This window comes from Streptomyces venezuelae (genome assembly GCF_008642315.1).
Taxonomy (GTDB): Bacteria; Actinomycetota; Actinomycetes; order Streptomycetales; family Streptomycetaceae; genus Streptomyces; species Streptomyces venezuelae_D.
Genome location: NZ_CP029192.1, coordinates 4,659,864 through 4,676,335, shown reverse-complemented (window position 1 = coordinate 4,676,335; position 16,472 = coordinate 4,659,864). Strand labels below are relative to the sequence as shown.

Sequence of the window (16,472 nt, the reverse complement as noted above, 5' to 3'; positions counted from 1 at the left end):
GCGGTGTGGCCGCGGTTACCTGCGGGCGAGGGCGCGCCGGCCCGCGAACACGGCGCGGGCGATGGTCTGCGAGTCGACGTCGACGTGCACGGGACGGTCGGCGAGGCGCTCCATGGCCTCGGCGAGGCGGCGCAGGGCGACGGTGTTGCCGCCGCCGTTGCTGATCATCCGTTCCAGCCGGGAGAGCGGGATGACGGCCTCGTGTTCGCCCGCCTCGCCGACGAGCGCGAGCGTGCCGCCGTTGCGGGCCTGGACGATGCCGCCCTGGGCGAGGTGGGGCACGGGCACGTGGAGGCGCGGGAAGCCGAACGACTTCCCTCCCCACTTCGGCACCCAGCTGGGGATGGAGATCTTGATCCCGGCGAGCACGCCGAACACGCCGTTGAGGGCGGAGGCGAGCCCCTTGATCGGGGTGAGGATCAGGTTTCCCAGCCCCTTGACCAGCGGCTTGATGAAGTCGACGGCCGCGCGGGTGCCGGTCTTGATGCCCTTCCACGCGGCGTTCATGCCGCGCTTGAGAGCTGCGGTGACCTTGTCCATGTTCACGAACTGGGCGATCAACGGGGCGGCGAGCGTCATGATCAGCCCGAAGGGGCTGCTCGCCATGGCGAGGTTGAGCCCCTTCTGCGCGGTGCTCGCGCTCTTGAGGCCCTTGCCCATCTTGCCCATGGACTTGCCGCTCTTGTCGGCGTTCTTGCCGGCCTTGCCGACGGACTTGTCGACGGCATCGGCCTGACGCTTCACGTCACGCAGGGCGGTCTTGGCCTTGTTGGCCGAACTCCGCAGCTTGTCGAGCGAACTCTTGAATTTGTCGGACCCCTTCTTCGCCTTCCCCAGGGACCCGTCGGCGGTACGAAGCCCGCTGTGCAGCTGCTTCACCGCGCTGCTGCTGCTGTTGGCGGACGTACGCAGCTTGCCCACCGCGGAGGCGGCGGACGTGGTGGACTTGCCGAGCTTGCCGACGGCGGAGGCGGCGGAACCGGTGGGCTTCCCCAGCTTGTTCACGAACCCGGCCGCGGAGCCGGTGGACTTGCCCAACTTGCCGACCTGGGTGGCGGCCTGGCTCGCCGCGCTGCGCATGCGGCCCAGTTGGGTGGCCGCGGTACTTATGGACTTGTTCAATGCCATGGTTGTCTACTCCTCCGGATGTCTGCTCCTTGCACGCCGGATCAGAAGCGGGCATTGAGCCGGGCGATCTCGTCCTCCAGCGCCTGGACGGTGACCGTGGCCTGGCGCGCCTCTCGGTTCAGTGCGTTGACCTGACTGCTCCGGAGCCCTTCGAGCTGGCTGTCGTGCCGGCTGGCGGTCGACCGGAGGTCGGAGAGGTCGGCTTTGCGGGCGATCTTGCGGTTGAGCTCGCGGGCGACATCGGTGACACGCTGATCCACGCGGTCGGCTTTGGTGGATGCCTCTATGGCCTTTTGCTTGGCTTCTGCGCCGGCACGCTTGAGCGATGTCGGGTCCTCCCCGTTACGCTCAAGGCGCTTCTTTTCGAGGTGTGAGAGCAAGTCCCACTCAAGGTTGATCAGTTTCGCGCCCGTGGAAACAAGAGTTGCCTCGCCCGAGACTCCCGTGAGCGCCCCGGAGGCACCCGTCGCGGCGCCGGCGGCACCTACTGTCTCGGCCTTGGCCCAGCCGTGTTCGAACTTTGTCGTGAACTCCTGGATCTGGCTCTCGAGGTCTGCGACTCTCTCTTTGATCGGCTTTACGGAACCATCACTCATGTCCTTTACCTCCCGAAAGGTTGTTAAATGCCTGGAGCGCCTTCAGGGCTCTTTACCGGTCGCGGCAAGTCTGAGTTCGATCTCCCTCCCACACTGGTTGGTCGCCCACTGCTCGCGGAGACGTGGGGCAGGCTTCTCGGGAGGTCGTTCGATGTCGAAGGCGAACGCGCGGTGGGAAACATGGTCCGTCGGGAATACATCGGCGGTTCCGGATGGGGGACGGAGCGGGCCCACATCGTGATTCCCCCGCACTACTCCCGGCTCGCCATTACCAACGGAATCCACAAACCGAAACGTTGGAACATTTCCATCGGCGAACTGTCGACCGCGCCCGATATAGCGACCGAGAACACAGGGACCACCTCCCGCGTATACGCCCATCACGGGGGAGAGTGCGAGGCGAAGGTCGACTTTGAAGGGCATGGAGCCGTTTGGTTCTACAGCTTCCAGTGGTCCGGCGGGCGAGAACTCATATCCCACACCGACAAGTTCCGGGGAGCAATCGTCATTCCGGGCCCCGGGCTCGTCGCCGTTGGCAGTGCTCACTTGGGGAAGCCGGGATGGGGCAGCATGCCGCCGTGGAAGATGTCGCTGCGCCCGGCATGACCCCCCCGGCACCTCCCCTCAAACGAAGAAGGCCGCCAGCTGCTCGGCCGTCGGCTTGGGGTCGGCGGGCTCGGGTAGCTGCTCGACCCCGGCGTCCGGGAGAGCGTCCGCGTCCGGGCGCGGGATGGGCTGGGGTGGGTCCAAGGGATCCGCGTCCTCGTCCTGATTGACCGTGGCGAACATCCAGTTCGCCTGGGCCAGTTGGTCCACCGCGTGGGCCAGCAGATAGTCCCCCACCGACCACTCCGCCGCCTCCCCCTCCGTCTCCCGCGCCACCGCCCCTTCACGCGGCAGCTGCCGGATCAGGACCGCCAGCCGGCGGGAGGAGAGGCGGCCGCGGTGCCAGTCCAGGAGGTCGAGGCCGTAGAAGCGGAGCAGGTCGGCCTCAAGAGCCTCGGCGTGTTCGTCGACGAACGCGCCGAGGCTCAGCCTTCCCCCAGGCCGAGCCCGGTCTCCTTGCCGTACGCCTCAAGGATCGCCGCGATGTCCTGCATCGTGACCTCGTGCCGCTCGAAGCGGGCGTACTGCTGCTCCCCCAGGAGGAGTTCGAGCAGCCCGTCCACGTCGTTGTCGTCGAGGTCACGGAGCTTGCGCGCGGTCGCGCGGGTCAGTTCGGTCGGCAGCTCGAAGCTGTCGGAGTCGAGCTCGAAGGTCCACGCCCGGCCGAGCGCTTCGAGGCGCTGGGCGCGGGCGGCGTTGACGTTGAAGCCGGACACGGGTCTCTCCTTCGGCAAGGCGACGCCCGGCCGCGCTGGGGGCGCGGGCCGGGCGTCGCTGGGATCCTATGCGGTCGCGCGCAAGCGCAACCGGCGATTTTGCGCAATCAATCAAGCGTCAGACGAGCGGCCGACTCAGGAGTACGAGGACGACAGTTCCTTGATCCGGAAGCTCGCCAGCGGAGCGTTGTCGTCCTTGGCCAGCGCCGTGAACGTCACGCCCAGCTTCACCGCGCCGGTCCGGGTCAGACCGATCTCCTCGGTCTCGGTGACCTGACCGCGCGGCACGAAGAACCGGTACTTCGCCGCGCCGTCGGTGAACTCGATGCCGAGCGCGCGCTCGTCCGCCGCCGGGGAGTTGGCGAGGTCGTACGTGAACTCCTTCAGCTCCGGGTCGGCCTGCGCGTCGACCGTCGCCGGCGTGGTGGTCGCCGCCTTGACCTCGCCACCGCCCATGAAGAAGGCCAGGTTCGCCTTGTTCAGCTGGAGCAGCTGGAACTTCACGGTGAGGTCGCGGTCGGAGTAGATGAACCGCGCCGGGCTCACCGACTGCCAGGTGTCGACCGGGTCGATCTTGTCCTTCTTGTTGAACTTGATGCCGTCGGTCGTGGTGTAACCGAGGTCCGTCCACTTCGCCTTGTCCCAGTCGGTGGCGATGGTGGCCGGCGCGTCGGTCCCGATCGGCGCGATGAGCACCCGTCCGGTACCGGCGACGCGGATTTCCTTGCCGTTGTTGCCTGCCATGCGAACTCCTCAGGTGTTGATGCGATCGAGTACGACGAAGGCCCCGCCGGGTGGCAGGGCCTTGAGGGGTGAAGCTGCGAGGTGGTGCGGTGCTGCTACTCGGGGCGGATCGAGATCCGCACCGTCGACAGGTACCGGTTGCCCGCCGGGCGGTTGTAGTCGGGCAGCCAGCGCGGCCCGTCCGCCTCGGCGACGTCGGTGACGACGGCCCCGCCGTACGAGGTGCCGGCCAGTTCGAGCACACAGGCACGGGCGGCGAGGGAGATGCCGTGCGCGGTGGTCTTGTCCGGGCCGTAGACCTCAAGGTCGAGCAGCGGCTGGTCGAGATGCCGGTCGTCGACCCACGCGCCGCCGACGCGGGAGACGAGGACGGCCTTCTGGGTGCCGTCGAACCCGGCGGGCGGCTTGTTGTCGACGACCGAACCGGCGAGCTCCGCCCGGTTCTTGAGGAAGTCGACGACGAGCCGTTCCGCGTCGGGGAAGGTCAGGATGGACACATGGACACTCCCTGTCATGAGAAGGGAAATGAGTCTGGGCAACACAAAGCGGCAGGTCCGCCGCCCCGGTGCGGGGCGCAGCTCTGCCGCTGCTCCAAGTGTGATCCAGGGGTCCTGATCCCGCAACTGAACTCTGCGGGGCCGGTGTTGGGCGGTCCGGGAACGTACGAAGGGTCCCGCACCAACCGGTGCGGGACCCTTCCCCACGTACGCCTGCAGCTGTCGCTACGCCTTCGCTCCTCCTGCCCGCCGCACACACCGCTCCGCGGCGAACACGTCCTCCAGCCGGTACATCGACCGCCGCCCCTGCCGCCCCGCGGCCTTCAGGTGGCCGAGCTGGACCCACTTGCGGATGGTCGCGGGCGAGACGTCGGCCTCGGTGGCGGCGAGGTCACCGGAGATGAGCGGTGTGTTCATGCCGCGTCCCCCGTCTCCTCGTCGAGCACGCCGTCGTCGAGCACGTGCCGGCAGGGCGGGTTCACGCACATCGCGACCCCGCGTTCGGGAAAGGCGCGCAGCGACACGGAGTCGCAGGCCGGGCAGCGGCCGGGCAGCCGCACGAGCTGCTCAGGGTCCCCGAGGGCGCGGGCACAGCGGTTCGCCATGCGGCGGGACTCCTCCTCGACGTGGGCGGCGAGGTCGGGCATGTCCTTGTCCCGCAGTACGTCGAGGAGTTCGGCGAGGCGGCGCAGGCGGACCGGCACGGGGGCGGAGGAGATGCGGCGCAGGCCGAGCCGGTCCCGTACCGCTTCCTCCAGTTCGACCACCCCGTCGCCGATGTCGCGGAGTGCGTCGGAGACGTAGAGGCGTACGGGCGCGACGGTGGACGCGGTGGGGCCGCCGCCCCGCACCTCGCGGAACGTCCGCCCCGTGCCGGGCGCCAGCTCCTCCAGGAGCAAGGGGTACCGGCGGCGCAGCGAATCGATCCAGAGCGCGGCGCGGTCGACCGCGGTGCTCGTGCTCATCACGGCCTCCCCAGGTTCTCGTTCGACTTCGGCTTCGGCTTCGGCTCCGGCCTCGACTTCGGCTTGCGCGGCTTGACCTCGCGGCCGTTGCGCCAGAGACGTCCCCCGCTGACCCCGTCGAACCACGTGTGCGACGGGTCGACGATGGCTTCGCACTCACGGCGGATCGGACACTGATTGCAGGCGCGCAATACCGGCGCGGCCTCGGCAGGGGTTCGAGTGAAGACGTATTGCTGGGGGAGATCCGCGCAGGCGGCGTCCCTGCGCCAGTCGAGAGCCTCGTCCCGGTCGGGGCCGGAGACTCGTATGTCAGCGAACGCGCTGTTCAGAGCAGGTGCGAGCAGAACTGTCCGATTGGGCATGCGCATCCCCTCCGCAGGTATGCGAACATTAGTTCGAAGACGTCGATGCGTGATCAGAGTTCCACGCTACGTGCGCATGCGCAACTAAAAACGGAAGGGTGAAAGGCAGGGCAAGGAGGCAGGAGTGGCCGGAAACAGACGCTGCGACAACCCCGGACAGGCACCCTCTCGCGCCTGCCTGCGTCGGATCTTCACAACAACGTGCGAGCGCGCACATATTTCGGTGCGCGCGCGATCGGTACGCTCGCTCTGCGACGAGGGGAGAGCGACGACATGGTGTCCAGCCCGCGGGCCAGCGCCCGCAGCGACCAGGGGTACCGACCCGGGAGCGATCACGAACACGGCCGTGAGGGTGGCCGGAACCGAGCGGACGAACTGGAGGAGTTCGCCGAGTGGATCGAGGGCGTGATGCGCGAGCGCGGTTACGACATCGACAGTCCGCGCGGCGGCGGCAAGTCGAAACTGGCGGACGACGCGGGCGTGCACCGGGCCGCGGTCAGCCGCCTCATCCAGCGGCAGAGCATGCCGGACCTGGAAACGATGCGGCGCCTCGCCGCGGTGCTCGGCGTCCCCCTGCGGGACATGCTGATCCGCTCCGGCCGACTGTCCGAGAACGATCTGCCGATCATGGCGGCGCGCGGCGGGGAACCCGAGGCCCCCCGACTGCTGAGCCCCGAGGAAGCGGCCCGGAGAATGGGGGTGCCCCCAGAACTGCAGGAGGTTTTCGTGAGGGTCACGAAGGCGTTCCTGCCGCAGGTCGAGTAGTCGAACAGCTGGGGGCCGACTCACGGCCGACTTACGCAGCCCGGGGGCGCAGAGGGAGTGCGAACATGCCGACTGACGAAGCGGAGGGGCCGTCCGGGGGTGCACGGCGTCGCGGCGGTACGGGGCGCCATGACGCCGAGAGCGGGACGAGGGCGTCGGAAGAGCTGGCCTACCTCGTCGGCGGGCTGCTGATCGAGCTCGGCTCCAAGATCCAGGAGGCCGGGGTCGACGGCGTCCGGATCCTCACCGAGGAGGAGGCGCAGCAGAGCCAGCTGCGCTGGTTCCAGGAGGGCTGGGCGGAACACGCCCGCGCCTCGGAACACGCGCGTACGGCCGACGACGGCCCCGGAGCCGGTTCGCCGGCCGGTCATGCCGGTCACGCGGACGAGGAGCCGCGGTCCATGGGGTCGGCGCCCGCCTCGTCCGGGAGGCTGCTCCGGTTCCCGTCGGACGCGCCGCGGGGCACGCACCCGCTCCCGATCGTGGGCACGGACGAGGCCCGCGGGACGCGGGATTTGATGGCGCACCGGCCGCGCAGGCGCCGGGAGGACGGTCCGAAGCGCACCGGACCCGACGCATAGGATCACGTATCCTCCGCTTTCGCCCGTCCGGGCGAGCAGGCGGGAAGAGAATGGACAGCTGGTGTCACGAATAGCGCGGGCCGTGCTCCATGAGTGGCGGAACGTCGTCGTGGACCCGTGCCGCAGGCTCCGGGAGCGCGGACCCCTGGGCGTCTCGCTGGCCGTCGTCGCCTGCGTCGCCGTGATCGGCCTGCACGAGTTCCAGCAGACGGCTGCCGGTGCGGGCGTGGTGCGCGTGCTCAGCGAGGTACGGGCCGACCAGCCGGTCTGGCTGTCCCTGCTCCGCACGCCCGTCTCCGTGTTCGTGCCCGCGGTGGACCTGTCGGCGTGGGGCGGCCTGCCCCGCCTGTTCCTGGCGTTCGCCCTCGCCGAGCTGCTCTTCGGACGCGTACGGACGCTGGTGGTGGCGTACGCCGTCACCCTCGCCGGGACCCTGGGCGCGCGCGTGATGATCGCCCTCGGCCCCGACCGGCTCGGCCTCCCCGCGGAGACGGCGCACACGGTCGACACCGGGGCCTCGGCGGCGATCGTGGGCCTCTTCGCCTATACGTCCGTGGCACTGCGGTCCCCGCTGCTCTTCCTCGCCGCGGTCGTACCGACGGTGTCCGGATCGATCGCCGAGCCGAACCTGGCGGGCAGGGAACACCTGGTCGCGGTGACCGTGGCGCTGATCCTCGGCGTCGTACTGCACAGGCGGGGCGGCGGGCCGGGCGGCGGGCGGGGCGGCGGGCGGCGCGAAGTCGCCCGTTGTCAGTGCCCGCTGCCAGTATCGAAGGCAGTCGATCGGGAGGTCGGGCATGGCCGGGAGGCCGGACGGGGCCGGGAGCTCGGGCGGGGTGGTTCTTGATGCCGGTGATCCGCTGGCCGTGGCGGTGACGGGTGCGATCCGGAGTGGTGACGTCGCGACGCTGCGCGAGCTGCTCGACGCGCACGCCGGACTCGCCGCCGCGGGCGTCGAGCGGCACGGCGAAGCGGCGGGCACGCGCAGCCTGCTCCACCTCGCCACGGACTGGCCCGGCCACTTCCCCGCCGGGCCCGAGACCATCGCGGTGCTGGTCGCGGCAGGTGCAGACCCCGACGCCCGGTTCGTCGGCGCCCACCGCGAAACGCCCCTGCACTGGGCCGCGAGCAACGACGACGTGGCGGCGGTGGACGCGCTGGTCGCGGCGGGCGCGGACATCGAGGCGGACGGGGCGGTCATCGGGGGCGGCACTCCGCTGGCCGACGCGCGCGGCTTCGGACAGTGGCGGGCGGCGCGCCGACTGCTCGAACTCGGGGCGCGGACGACGTTGCAGGACGCGGCGACGCTGGGCCTCCTCGACCGGGTCACGTCCTGTGTCGAGGCCGGCCCGCAGGACACCGACGCCACCACCGACGACGCCACCCACTCCGCCGCCACCGCCGCCGACATCACCAGCGCGTTCTGGGGAGCGTGCCACGGCGGACACCTGGCGACCGCGCGCTACCTCGCCGCACAGGGCGCCGACCTCGACTGGATCGGGTACGACGACATGACGCCGCTGGACATCGCGGTCGAGGCGGGAGCCGACGACGTAGCGGAGTGGCTGCGCGCGGAAGGGGCGAGGCACCGGCGCGACGTGTGACGCGCACGACGGGGGTCAGGAGCAGCCGGCCGACGCACCCGCGCGCACGGCCCGGCGGAGCCTACGGCTGGGGCCGGGGAGCCGCGTAACAGTGCAGAACGACTCTCTGCCCCGGCTCCCACTCCTGCTCGGCCACGCCCAGCAGCTGCCACCCCATGCGTTCGTAGAGCGCGGTCGCCGACCGGTCCGAGGACACCACGTCGAGGACCGGATGCAGGCCGCGCCCCCGCGCCTCCCGCGTGGCCCTGCCCATCAGCAGGGCTCCGATCCCGTGGCCCCGGGCATCCGGCGCGACGTACAGGCGGCTCATCACGGCCACCGCCTCCGGCACCGTCGCCGCCTCCTCGCACCACAGCCCCGGCGCCTCGTCCCCCGCCCCGGGCCTGGACAGCCCCACATGGCCGACGACACGCCCGTCGAGCTCGGCCACCCACGCACCGATGGCGTCGGTGCCCTCGATCCAAGCCCCGGGCTGCTCGGGCCAGTTGACCGGGTATCCGTCGGCCTTGTGCACGGCCGCGAGCACACCGACGCAGGCCTCCAGATCACGCTGGCCGGAACGTTCCCGCAACCGGAGGACGGGGTGCCCGTCTGCCGCGTCGGCGGCACGGTCTCGTCTCATCGGAGCATCGAATCACAGCGGTCGGCCGCGTACGGGCCGCACGCCCAACTAGACACTTCGACAACAACATCGTCAGGCGAGCGCGACCAACTCCCGGTACTCGGAGCTCCACATGTCCTCGTCCCCGTCCGGGAGCAGCAGCACCCGGTCCGGGCGCAGGGCGTCGATCGCGCCCTCGTCGTGCGTGACCATCACGATGGCTCCGGGGTACGTCCCCACCGCGCCGAGCACCTCGTCCCTGGACGCCGGATCGAGGTTGTTGGTGGGCTCGTCGAGGAGCAGGACGTTCGCGCCCGAGTGGACGAGCCCGGCCAGCGCGAGCCGTGTCTTCTCGCCGCCCGACAGGACCGCAGCGGGCTTGTCCGCGTCGTCCCCGCCGAACAGGAAGGACCCCAGCACGCGCCGCACCTCGCCGTCCGTCAGATGCGGGGCGGCGCCCGCGAGGTTCTCCCGGACCGTCCTCGTACCGTCCAACGTGTCGTGCTCCTGCGCGAAGTACCCGAGCCGCAGCCCGGCCCCGGCCACCACCCGCCCCGAGTCGGGCAGTTCACGCCCGGCGAGCAGCCGGAGCAACGTCGTCTTCCCGGCGCCGTTGAGTCCGAGGACGACGACCCGACTCCCCCGGTCGACGGCCAGGTCGACCCCACCCAGCACGCGATGGGATCCGTACCCCTTGACCAACGCCACGGCGCCCAGCGGCATCCGGCCGCACGGCGCGGGCTCGGGCAGCCGGATGCGCGCGACCTTCTCGCTCCGCCGCCCCGGCTCCGTACCGGCGAGCATGCGCTCGGCACGCCGGTCCATGTTCTTCGCCGCGGTGGCGGTGGCCACGTGCGAGCGCATCTTGTCGGCCTGTGCGCGCAGTGAGGCGGCCTTGCGCTCGGCGTTGGCGCGCTCGCGGGTACGCCGCCGCTCGTCGGCCGCGCGCTGGGCGAGGTAGGTGTGCCAGCCGGTGTTGTGAACGTCGACGGTGGCGCGCAACGCGTCCACGTTCAGGACACGGTTGACGGTGTCGGCGAGGAGCCCCGTGTCATGGCTGATCAGCACGACACCGCCCGGATACCCGGCCAGGTAGGTGCGCAGCCAGGCGACCGAGTCGGCGTCCAGGTGGTTGGTCGGCTCGTCGAGGAGCACGGTGTCGTGGTGCGCGAACAGGATCCGCGCGAGCTCGACGCGGCGGCGCTGGCCGCCCGACAGCTCGCCGACGGGCCGGCCCATCGCCCGCTCGGGGAGCCCGAGTCCGGCGGCGACCCGGGCGGCCTCGGCCTCCGCGGCGTAGCCGCCGTACTCCTGGAAGCGGTCGTCCGCACGGGAGTAGGCCGCCATGGCCCGCTCCTGCGCGGCGGGCCCCGCGGCCGCGGCCATGGCGGCCTCGGCGGCACGCAGCGCCGCCACGGCCTCGTCCAGGCCGCGCGCGGACAGGATGCGGTCGGTGACGGTGACGGCGGGGTCGGCGGCGCGCGGGTCCTGGGCGAGATGCCCGACGGAGCCGGTACGGGAGACGGTGCCGTCGGCCGGGGCGGCCTGCCCCGCGAGGATCTTCATGAGAGTGGTCTTGCCGGCGCCGTTGCGCCCGACCAGGCCGACGCGGTCGCCGGGGGCGATGTGGAAGGAGACGTCGGACAGCAGAAGGCGGGCACCGACGCGCACGTCGACACCTCGAACGGTGATCATGGGGTAACGCTCCGCAATAGCGAATGGACACACGGGTGGCGTGGAAGCGTGTGTCCTGGCTAGGAAATGCGAGGCGTAGACATGCCCCCGAGGCTAACGCGCCCACGAACGCCCCCGCACGCCATTTCCACGGAGCGCGGCCCCCTCCCCGCCTACTTCCGTTTCGCCGCGGCGGCGGCAGCCTTCGCCTCGGCCTTCAACTCCTGCTTGTGCGCACGGACCTTGTGGAGGGAGTCCGGTCCTGTGATGTCCGCGACGGAGCGGTACGCCTTGGGGGCGCCGTAGTCGCCGGCCGCCTCGCGCCAGCCCTTGGGCGTGACGCCCATCTGCTTGCCCAGCAGGGCGAGGAAGATCTTGGCCTTCTGCTCGCCGAAGCCGGGCAGCTCGTGGAGGCGCTTGCGCAGCTCCGTCCCGGAGTCGACGTCTCCCCAGAGCTTCGTCGGGTCCCCGTCGTAGTGCTCGACCAGGTACTGGCAGAGCTGCTGGATCCGCTTCGCCATCGAACCGGGGTAACGGTGGACCGCCGGCTTGGCCGACAGCATGGCGGCGAATTCCTCGGGGTCGTACGCGGCGATCTCGTGGGCGTCCAGGTCGTCCGCGCCCAGGCGGGTGGCGATCGTGTACGGGCCCGCGAACGCCCACTCCATGGGGACCTGCTGGTCCAGGAGCATGCCCACGAGGGCGGCGAGGGGGCTGCGCGACAGCAGCGCGTCAGCGCGGGGTTCCTGCGCAAGGCGCATCTCCATACCCCCATGCTCCCCCGCCTCCGGTCCCCCCGCGACACGGGGCTCCCACCCGTTCACCCCGCACCGTCCAGCCCGGCCAGAAGCCCCGACCGTTCACCCCGCAACGCCCATTCCGGGCAGGAGCACCGACACCGCCGCTCCGCGGCGGATGCTCCCCGCCCACCCACCCGTTTGCCCCGCAACGCCCTGCGGGAGTAGGGGCGGGGGCGGGCGGGTTCTGCCCCCACCGGGGCGCGGCTGCGGCCCGCCCCCGCCGGGCCGCAGCCGCGCACGAAGCGGGAGGGGACGTGGGGGTATGTGCGCACGCAGCACCGAGCCAACCGAGGCGGCCGGAAACATTCCACGCGGCGCAGGGATGGCGAGTACGGACATACCCCCGCGGCCCCGCACCCACAGACGGGCAGCATGCGAACCCACCCCAAGGCGCCCCCGCCCGAAAACGCACCCACAACCGAGCAACACGCCCCCACCTCTAGCCCAAGAGGGCGGCATCCAAGGCCCTGGCGATCCATTCGGGGTTCGTGCGGGGACATGCCCTAGATGAGCGTTCCGCCCGCCACGTCACGCCACCACGCCCCGTGGCCCAGGGCGCTGCTCACCCTCCTCGCCGTCCTCCTGGTCACCCTCGCCCCGGATGCCGGCCTCGCCACCCCCGCCACACCGCCCCCCGCCGCCCTCTCCACGGAAACCGGCGGCGGCGAGATCCAGCACGACCTCACGGAAACCGCGCTACGCCTCCGCATCCCCACCCGTCGCGCCAACCACCTCCCCACCCCACGCCGCCCCGTCACCCCCGCGTCCTCCACTCCACTCCGCGCCACACCCACCCCACCCCGCCTGCTCCTCCCCCACGTCCCCACCCCCCGCTCGGTCGTCCTGCGCTGCTGAGGGTCACCCACCCCCACCCCCTCACCAGCAAGCACAACGCAAAAGGACGACCTCATGCCGATGGACCCCTACGCGGCCCTGCAAGCCCTGCTCCGCGCAGAAGCGGTACGCGCAACGCCCCCCGAAGCGCCGCCCGAGCACGACGCTGAAGACCCTCAGCACGACCGCGCCGGTCAGCCGCCCACAGACGGCGGCGAGAAGGGCTGACCGACCTAGTCCGCCCACGACGGCTCGGCGCACGCCCAGGCCTCAAGCCCCAGACCCCAGGCCCCACCGCTCAAGGCGCCCCGCCAGCCCTAGCGCCGGCGCCGAGCCGTCCCGAACACGGACCGCGAGATCTCCCGCCCGATCTGCGTCCCCATGGACCGCAACAGCGACTTGAACATCCCGCTCCCCACCACCTGCTCCACCACGGACCCCCCGCCCCGCGGCCCCGGACCCGAACCGGCCTTCTCTTGAGAGGCCGCCGCCTCCGCCTCCACCCGCTCCGCCTCCCGCGCACTCAACTTCTCGTACGCCGACTCCCGGTCAACCGCCTCCGCGTACCGCGAATACAGCACCGACGCCCGCACCGCCCCCTCCAGCACCCCCGCCTCCACGGGCCCCATCAGCGACTCGGGAGCCCGCAGCCGGGTCGCCGCGACCGGCGTGGGCGCGCCCTTCTCGCTGAGTACGGTCACCACCGCCTCACCCGTACCGATCCCGGTGAGGATCTCCTCGAGGTCGTACGCCGAGTCGGGGAACGTCCGTACCGTCGCCTTCAGCGCCTTCTGGTCGTCGGGAGTGAACGCCCGCAGGGCGTGCTGCACGCGGTTGCCGAGCTGTCCGAGCACGTCCGCGGGCACGTCCTTCGGTGTCTGCGTCACGAAGAAGACACCGACACCCTTCGAGCGGATCAGCCGCACTGTCTGCGTGATCGCCTGGAGGAACGCCTTGGACGCGCCGTTGAAGAGCAGGTGGGCCTCGTCGAAGAAGAAGACCAGCTTCGGCTTCTCCACATCGCCCACCTCGGGCAGGTCGTTGTAGAGGTCGGCCAGCAGCCACATCAGGAACGTCGAGAAGAGCTGCGGCTTGTCCTGGACGTCGGCGAGCTCGAGGACGGACACGAGGCCACGCCCGTCCGGCGCGAGCCGCAGGAACTCGCTCGTGTCGAACTCGGGCTCTCCGAAGAAGTCGCCCATGCCCTGCGCCTCGAAGGCGGTGAGCGCCCGCAGGATGACCCCGGCCGTCACGGTCGACAGGCCGCCGATGCCCTTGAGCTCCGGCTTGCCCTCGTCGGACGTGAGGAAGGTGACCACCGCGCGGAGGTCCTTCAGGTCGAAGAGTTCCAGGCCCTTCTGGTCGGCGTAGTGGAAGATCAGGCCGAGCGACTGCTCCTGGGTCTGGTTGAGCTGCAGCACCTTGGAGAGCAGGACGGGGCCGAAGCTGGTGATCGTGGCCCGTACGGGGATCCCCGTACCGATGCCCCCGAGCGCGTAGAACTCGCTGGGGAACCCCGTGGCCTCCCACTCCTGCCCGACGTCCCTGGCCCGCTCGGCGACCTTGTCGCCCGCCTCGCCGGGTGCGGAGATCCCCGAGACGTCGCCCTTGATGTCCGCGAGGAACACGGGGACGCCCTGCGCGGCGAGTTGCTCGGCGATCAGCTGCAGGGTCTTGGTCTTGCCCGTGCCGGTCGCGCCCGCCACCAGCCCGTGGCGGTTGAGCATGGGCAGCGGGATGCGGATCTGCGCGTCGGCGAGGCACTCGCCGCCCCACAGCAGCGCACCGAGTTCCAGAGCGGGCCCGGCGAAGGCGTACCCGGCGGCGATCTCCGCGGCCTCCGCCGGCAGCGCACGCCCCACCCCCGCACCCTTCACACCGCCCGATCCACCCGCACCACCCGCACCACCCGCGCCACTCGAACCACCCGCACCGCCCGAACCACCCGCACCACCGTCCCCGGAACCCTCGCCTCCGCCCGTCACCCCCACACCCGGCACAGACTCGTTCGGGCGGTTCGCACGGCCCGGCGTGGACGGAATCGACTGGCTCTCGCTCACTTCGTCCCCTGTTCCCGGCTGACGTGTTCCCGGTTTGACCCGATTTAAGGCGTCATTTCCCAGGCTCGCACTCCGTCTCCATGGCTGCGCCCGGAGAGCCTTGCCCGGTAGGCTTTCCGTGTGATCTTCAAGCGCATCGGAAACGGCCGGCCGTACCCCGACCACGGCCGGGAAAGCACCCGGCAGTGGGCGGACGTCGCGCCGCGCCCGGTCCGCCTCGATCAGCTCGTCACCACCAAGGGCCAGCTGGATCTGGAGACCCTCCTCGCCGAGGACTCGACCTTCTACGGCGACCTCTTCGCGCACGTCGTGAAGTGGCAGGGCGATCTCTACCTCGAGGACGGCCTGCACCGCGCGGTCCGCGCCGCGCTCCAGCAGCGCCAGGTGCTCCACGCGCGCGTGCTCGAACTCGGCTGACCGACAGCCGCGACCTCGGCCGACCGACAGCCGCGAGGGCACCCGCCGAGAGGCCCGCGCCGCCCGCATTGGCCCTTTCGGGTTGTACTGGGCCTCAAGTAATGATCATTTAGTAGGCACCGCCGCCCCGTCGCACTACGCTGCGCCCATGAGCATGCTCACTCCCCCCGGCATGGGCGGCAAGTACCGCATCACGGGGGACAAATATCCACGGATGCGCCGCCCCAGCGGTCGCCGCAGGATCGTGCTCGCGGTCATCGCGTCCGCCGCGGCCGTCGGCCTGATCGGCTGGGGCACGCTGCAGCTCATCGACGTGTTCACGGGCGGCAGCAAGGCGTCGGCCGCGGCCCGCGCCGCCGGGGACTGCGACCACAAGAAGGCGGACGCCACCCACCTGCCGGCCACGGCACAGAAGCACCGGCAGAAACCGCTGCCCACGCCGAAGCAGATCACCGTCAACGTCTTCAACGCCACGCCCCGCGGCGGCCTCGCCAAGAACACCGCGGACGAGCTCAAGAAACGCGGCTTCACCATCGGCGAGGTCGGCAACGCGACGAAGGCGTACGACAAGAAGGTCAAGGGCACCGGGCTGCTCCTCGGCGCCGAGTCGGCCGCCGACACGGCGATCCCCGTGCTCGGCACGCAGCTCGCCGGCGCCGAGCACCGGTCCGACGCCCGCAAGAGCGGCGAGGTCGACCTGGTCATCGGCACCAAGTTCAAGAACCTGGCAAGGAAAGAGGACGCCGACAAGGCCCTGGCCGCACTGGCCAAGCCCGAGCCGACGCCCTCCGCGTCCGACAAGAACTGCTGAGACGTACGGCCGACTACTCCGCGGTCCCGTACATGCGGTCGCCCGCGTCGCCGAGGCCCGGCACGATGTACCCCTGCTCGTTCAGCCGCTCGTCGACCGAGGCCGTCACGACCGTCACCGGCGTCCCGGCCAGCTCGCGCTCCATGACCTCGACGCCCTCGGGGGCGGCGAGCAGCACCACGGCGGTGACGTCGTCGGCGCCGCGCTTGATGAGCTCCTGGATCGCCGCGACGAGCGTGCCGCCCGTGGCGAGCATCGGGTCCAGGACGTACACCTGACGCCCGGAGAGGTCCTCCGGCATGCGCGTCGCGTACGTGGAGGCCTCCAGGGTCTCCTCGTTGCGGATCATGCCGAGGAAGCCCACCTCGGCGGTCGGGAGCAGCCGCACCATGCCGTCGAGCATGCCGAGCCCGGCACGCAGGATCGGGACCACCAGCGGACGCGGGTACGACAGCTTCACGCCCGTCGTCTTCGTCACGGGGGTCTCGATGTCGACCTGCTCGGTGCGCACGTCCCGGGTGGCCTCGTACGCGAGCAGGGTGACCAGCTCGTCGGCGAGGCGCCGGAAGGTCGGGGAGTCGGTGCGCTTGTCGCGCAGCGTGGTGAGTTTGTGCGCCACCAGCGGGTGGTCGACGACGTGGATCCGCATGACATCAACAGTAACCGGGCTCGGGCCCCACGCCTCTCGCTGGCATCAACACCGCCATCCGA

The 16,472-nt window shown here is 70.9% G+C and carries 22 protein-coding genes; 8 read left to right on the top strand and 14 right to left on the bottom strand.

Features of this window, described 5'->3' with window-relative positions:
- Positions 1–15 precede the first annotated feature (15 nt).
- Both DEJ48_RS20370 and DEJ48_RS20365 read right to left on the bottom strand, forming a co-directional pair.
- Positions 16–1,128, bottom strand: coding sequence for a hypothetical protein (locus tag DEJ48_RS20370; RefSeq protein ID WP_150217564.1), 1,113 nt, complete (start codon positions 1,126–1,128; stop codon positions 16–18).
- A gap of 41 nt (positions 1,129–1,169) precedes the next feature.
- On the bottom strand, positions 1,170–1,724 hold the full coding sequence (locus DEJ48_RS20365; protein WP_150217563.1) for a hypothetical protein: 555 nt from the start codon (positions 1,722–1,724) through the stop codon (positions 1,170–1,172).
- Positions 1,725–1,751: 27 nt separating this feature from the next.
- On the opposite strand from DEJ48_RS20365, the gene DEJ48_RS20360 reads away from it, so the two are divergent.
- Positions 1,752–2,330, top strand: a complete 579-nt coding sequence (locus tag DEJ48_RS20360; protein WP_150217562.1) for a hypothetical protein — start codon at positions 1,752–1,754, stop codon at positions 2,328–2,330.
- Positions 2,331–2,348: 18 nt separating this feature from the next.
- On the opposite strand, the gene DEJ48_RS20355 is transcribed toward DEJ48_RS20360, so the two are convergent.
- The 7 genes from DEJ48_RS20355 to DEJ48_RS20325 all read right to left on the bottom strand — a co-directional run bounded on the left by DEJ48_RS20355 (position 2,349) and on the right by DEJ48_RS20325 (position 5,614).
- Positions 2,349–2,708: a hypothetical protein gene (locus tag DEJ48_RS20355; RefSeq protein WP_150217561.1), complete on the bottom strand. Its 360-nt coding sequence runs from the start codon at positions 2,706–2,708 to the stop codon at positions 2,349–2,351.
- A 47-nt stretch (positions 2,709–2,755) separates the two neighbouring features.
- Positions 2,756–3,046: a hypothetical protein gene (locus tag DEJ48_RS20350; RefSeq protein ID WP_150184971.1), complete on the bottom strand. Its 291-nt coding sequence runs from the start codon at positions 3,044–3,046 to the stop codon at positions 2,756–2,758.
- Between the two features lie 135 nt (positions 3,047–3,181).
- Positions 3,182–3,790, bottom strand: coding sequence for a phage tail protein (locus tag DEJ48_RS20345; RefSeq protein ID WP_150217560.1), 609 nt, complete (start codon positions 3,788–3,790; stop codon positions 3,182–3,184).
- 95 nt (positions 3,791–3,885) lie between these two features.
- Entirely contained in the window at positions 3,886–4,287 is a 402-nt protein-coding gene (locus DEJ48_RS20340) for a hypothetical protein (protein WP_411757469.1), read from the bottom strand.
- A 225-nt stretch (positions 4,288–4,512) separates the two neighbouring features.
- Complete coding sequence (locus DEJ48_RS20335) at positions 4,513–4,704, bottom strand: helix-turn-helix domain-containing protein (RefSeq protein WP_150217558.1); 192 nt, start codon at positions 4,702–4,704, stop codon at positions 4,513–4,515.
- A complete protein-coding gene (locus DEJ48_RS20330) occupies positions 4,701–5,252 on the bottom strand; it encodes a hypothetical protein (RefSeq protein ID WP_150217557.1) in 552 nt (183 codons plus the stop codon). Before DEJ48_RS20330 ends, DEJ48_RS20335 begins: the two co-directional genes overlap by 4 nt.
- The gene (locus tag DEJ48_RS20325) at positions 5,252–5,614 is read right to left on the bottom strand and encodes a WhiB family transcriptional regulator (RefSeq protein WP_223832118.1); all 363 of its coding nucleotides are present in this window, start codon (positions 5,612–5,614) and stop codon (positions 5,252–5,254) included. Before DEJ48_RS20325 ends, DEJ48_RS20330 begins: the two co-directional genes overlap by 1 nt.
- Before the next feature lie 408 nt (positions 5,615–6,022).
- On the opposite strand from DEJ48_RS20325, the gene DEJ48_RS20320 reads away from it, so the two are divergent.
- The 4 genes from DEJ48_RS20320 (at position 6,023) to DEJ48_RS20305 (ending at position 8,564) form a co-directional block, all read left to right on the top strand.
- Positions 6,023–6,379, top strand: coding sequence for a transcriptional regulator (locus tag DEJ48_RS20320; RefSeq protein WP_223832496.1), 357 nt, complete (start codon positions 6,023–6,025; stop codon positions 6,377–6,379).
- Between the two features lie 65 nt (positions 6,380–6,444).
- The gene (locus tag DEJ48_RS20315; protein WP_150217554.1) at positions 6,445–6,960 is read left to right on the top strand and encodes a hypothetical protein; all 516 of its coding nucleotides are present in this window, start codon (positions 6,445–6,447) and stop codon (positions 6,958–6,960) included.
- Between the two features lie 61 nt (positions 6,961–7,021).
- On the top strand, positions 7,022–7,807 hold the full coding sequence (locus tag DEJ48_RS20310; protein WP_150217553.1) for a hypothetical protein: 786 nt from the start codon (positions 7,022–7,024) through the stop codon (positions 7,805–7,807).
- A complete protein-coding gene (locus DEJ48_RS20305; RefSeq protein WP_223832117.1) occupies positions 7,797–8,564 on the top strand; it encodes an ankyrin repeat domain-containing protein in 768 nt (255 codons plus the stop codon). The genes DEJ48_RS20310 and DEJ48_RS20305 overlap by 11 nt, the downstream gene beginning before the upstream one ends.
- A 61-nt stretch (positions 8,565–8,625) precedes the next feature.
- Here DEJ48_RS20305 and DEJ48_RS20300 read toward each other — a convergent pair whose 3' ends face one another.
- The 3 genes from DEJ48_RS20300 to DEJ48_RS20290 form a co-directional block, all read right to left on the bottom strand.
- Positions 8,626–9,186: a GNAT family N-acetyltransferase gene (locus DEJ48_RS20300; RefSeq protein ID WP_150217551.1), complete on the bottom strand. Its 561-nt coding sequence runs from the start codon at positions 9,184–9,186 to the stop codon at positions 8,626–8,628.
- A 72-nt stretch (positions 9,187–9,258) separates the two neighbouring features.
- On the bottom strand, positions 9,259–10,860 hold the full coding sequence (locus DEJ48_RS20295; RefSeq protein WP_150217550.1) for an ABC-F family ATP-binding cassette domain-containing protein: 1,602 nt from the start codon (positions 10,858–10,860) through the stop codon (positions 9,259–9,261).
- A 152-nt stretch (positions 10,861–11,012) separates the two neighbouring features.
- A complete protein-coding gene (locus tag DEJ48_RS20290; protein ID WP_150217549.1) occupies positions 11,013–11,606 on the bottom strand; it encodes an HhH-GPD-type base excision DNA repair protein in 594 nt (197 codons plus the stop codon).
- A 540-nt stretch (positions 11,607–12,146) separates the two neighbouring features.
- On the opposite strand from DEJ48_RS20290, the gene DEJ48_RS20285 reads away from it, so the two are divergent.
- On the top strand, positions 12,147–12,494 hold the full coding sequence (locus DEJ48_RS20285) for a hypothetical protein (RefSeq protein ID WP_150217548.1): 348 nt from the start codon (positions 12,147–12,149) through the stop codon (positions 12,492–12,494).
- A 296-nt stretch (positions 12,495–12,790) separates the two neighbouring features.
- Here the strand turns inward: DEJ48_RS20285 and DEJ48_RS20280 are convergent, their stop codons facing one another.
- Complete coding sequence (locus DEJ48_RS20280; RefSeq protein ID WP_223832116.1) at positions 12,791–14,335, bottom strand: helicase HerA-like domain-containing protein; 1,545 nt, start codon at positions 14,333–14,335, stop codon at positions 12,791–12,793.
- A gap of 318 nt (positions 14,336–14,653) precedes the next feature.
- Here DEJ48_RS20280 and DEJ48_RS20275 point away from each other — a divergent pair, with 318 nt between their 5' ends.
- Together DEJ48_RS20275 and DEJ48_RS20270 are read left to right on the top strand one after the other, a co-directional pair.
- Positions 14,654–14,950, top strand: coding sequence for a type II toxin-antitoxin system VapB family antitoxin (locus DEJ48_RS20275; RefSeq protein ID WP_003955420.1), 297 nt, complete (start codon positions 14,654–14,656; stop codon positions 14,948–14,950).
- Between the two features lie 148 nt (positions 14,951–15,098).
- Entirely contained in the window at positions 15,099–15,761 is a 663-nt protein-coding gene (locus DEJ48_RS20270; RefSeq protein WP_223832115.1) for a LytR C-terminal domain-containing protein, read from the top strand.
- A gap of 13 nt (positions 15,762–15,774) precedes the next feature.
- Here the strand turns inward: DEJ48_RS20270 and upp are convergent, their stop codons facing one another.
- Entirely contained in the window at positions 15,775–16,410 is a 636-nt protein-coding gene (gene upp / locus DEJ48_RS20265) for a uracil phosphoribosyltransferase (protein WP_150184984.1), read from the bottom strand.
- Between the last annotated feature and the right edge of the window lie 62 nt (positions 16,411–16,472).

Coding starts and splice junctions, on each gene's coding strand:
- DEJ48_RS20370 (WP_150217564.1), bottom strand. CDS start 1,128: ATGGCATTGAACAAGTCCATAAGTACCGCGGCCACCCAACTGGGCCGC.
- DEJ48_RS20365 (WP_150217563.1), bottom strand. CDS start 1,724: ATGAGTGATGGTTCCGTAAAGCCGATCAAAGAGAGAGTCGCAGACCTC.
- DEJ48_RS20360 (WP_150217562.1), top strand. CDS start 1,752: ATGCCTGGAGCGCCTTCAGGGCTCTTTACCGGTCGCGGCAAGTCTGAG.
- DEJ48_RS20345 (WP_150217560.1), bottom strand. CDS start 3,790: ATGGCAGGCAACAACGGCAAGGAAATCCGCGTCGCCGGTACCGGACGG.
- DEJ48_RS20335 (WP_150217558.1), bottom strand. CDS start 4,704: ATGAACACACCGCTCATCTCCGGTGACCTCGCCGCCACCGAGGCCGAC.
- DEJ48_RS20330 (WP_150217557.1), bottom strand. CDS start 5,252: ATGAGCACGAGCACCGCGGTCGACCGCGCCGCGCTCTGGATCGATTCG.
- DEJ48_RS20325 (WP_223832118.1), bottom strand. CDS start 5,614: ATGCCCAATCGGACAGTTCTGCTCGCACCTGCTCTGAACAGCGCGTTC.
- DEJ48_RS20320 (WP_223832496.1), top strand. CDS start 6,023: ATGCGCGAGCGCGGTTACGACATCGACAGTCCGCGCGGCGGCGGCAAG.
- DEJ48_RS20315 (WP_150217554.1), top strand. CDS start 6,445: ATGCCGACTGACGAAGCGGAGGGGCCGTCCGGGGGTGCACGGCGTCGC.
- DEJ48_RS20300 (WP_150217551.1), bottom strand. CDS start 9,186: ATGAGACGAGACCGTGCCGCCGACGCGGCAGACGGGCACCCCGTCCTC.
- DEJ48_RS20295 (WP_150217550.1), bottom strand. CDS start 10,860: ATGATCACCGTTCGAGGTGTCGACGTGCGCGTCGGTGCCCGCCTTCTG.
- DEJ48_RS20290 (WP_150217549.1), bottom strand. CDS start 11,606: ATGGAGATGCGCCTTGCGCAGGAACCCCGCGCTGACGCGCTGCTGTCG.
- DEJ48_RS20285 (WP_150217548.1), top strand. CDS start 12,147: ATGAGCGTTCCGCCCGCCACGTCACGCCACCACGCCCCGTGGCCCAGG.
- DEJ48_RS20270 (WP_223832115.1), top strand. CDS start 15,099: ATGAGCATGCTCACTCCCCCCGGCATGGGCGGCAAGTACCGCATCACG.
- upp (WP_150184984.1), bottom strand. CDS start 16,410: ATGCGGATCCACGTCGTCGACCACCCGCTGGTGGCGCACAAACTCACC.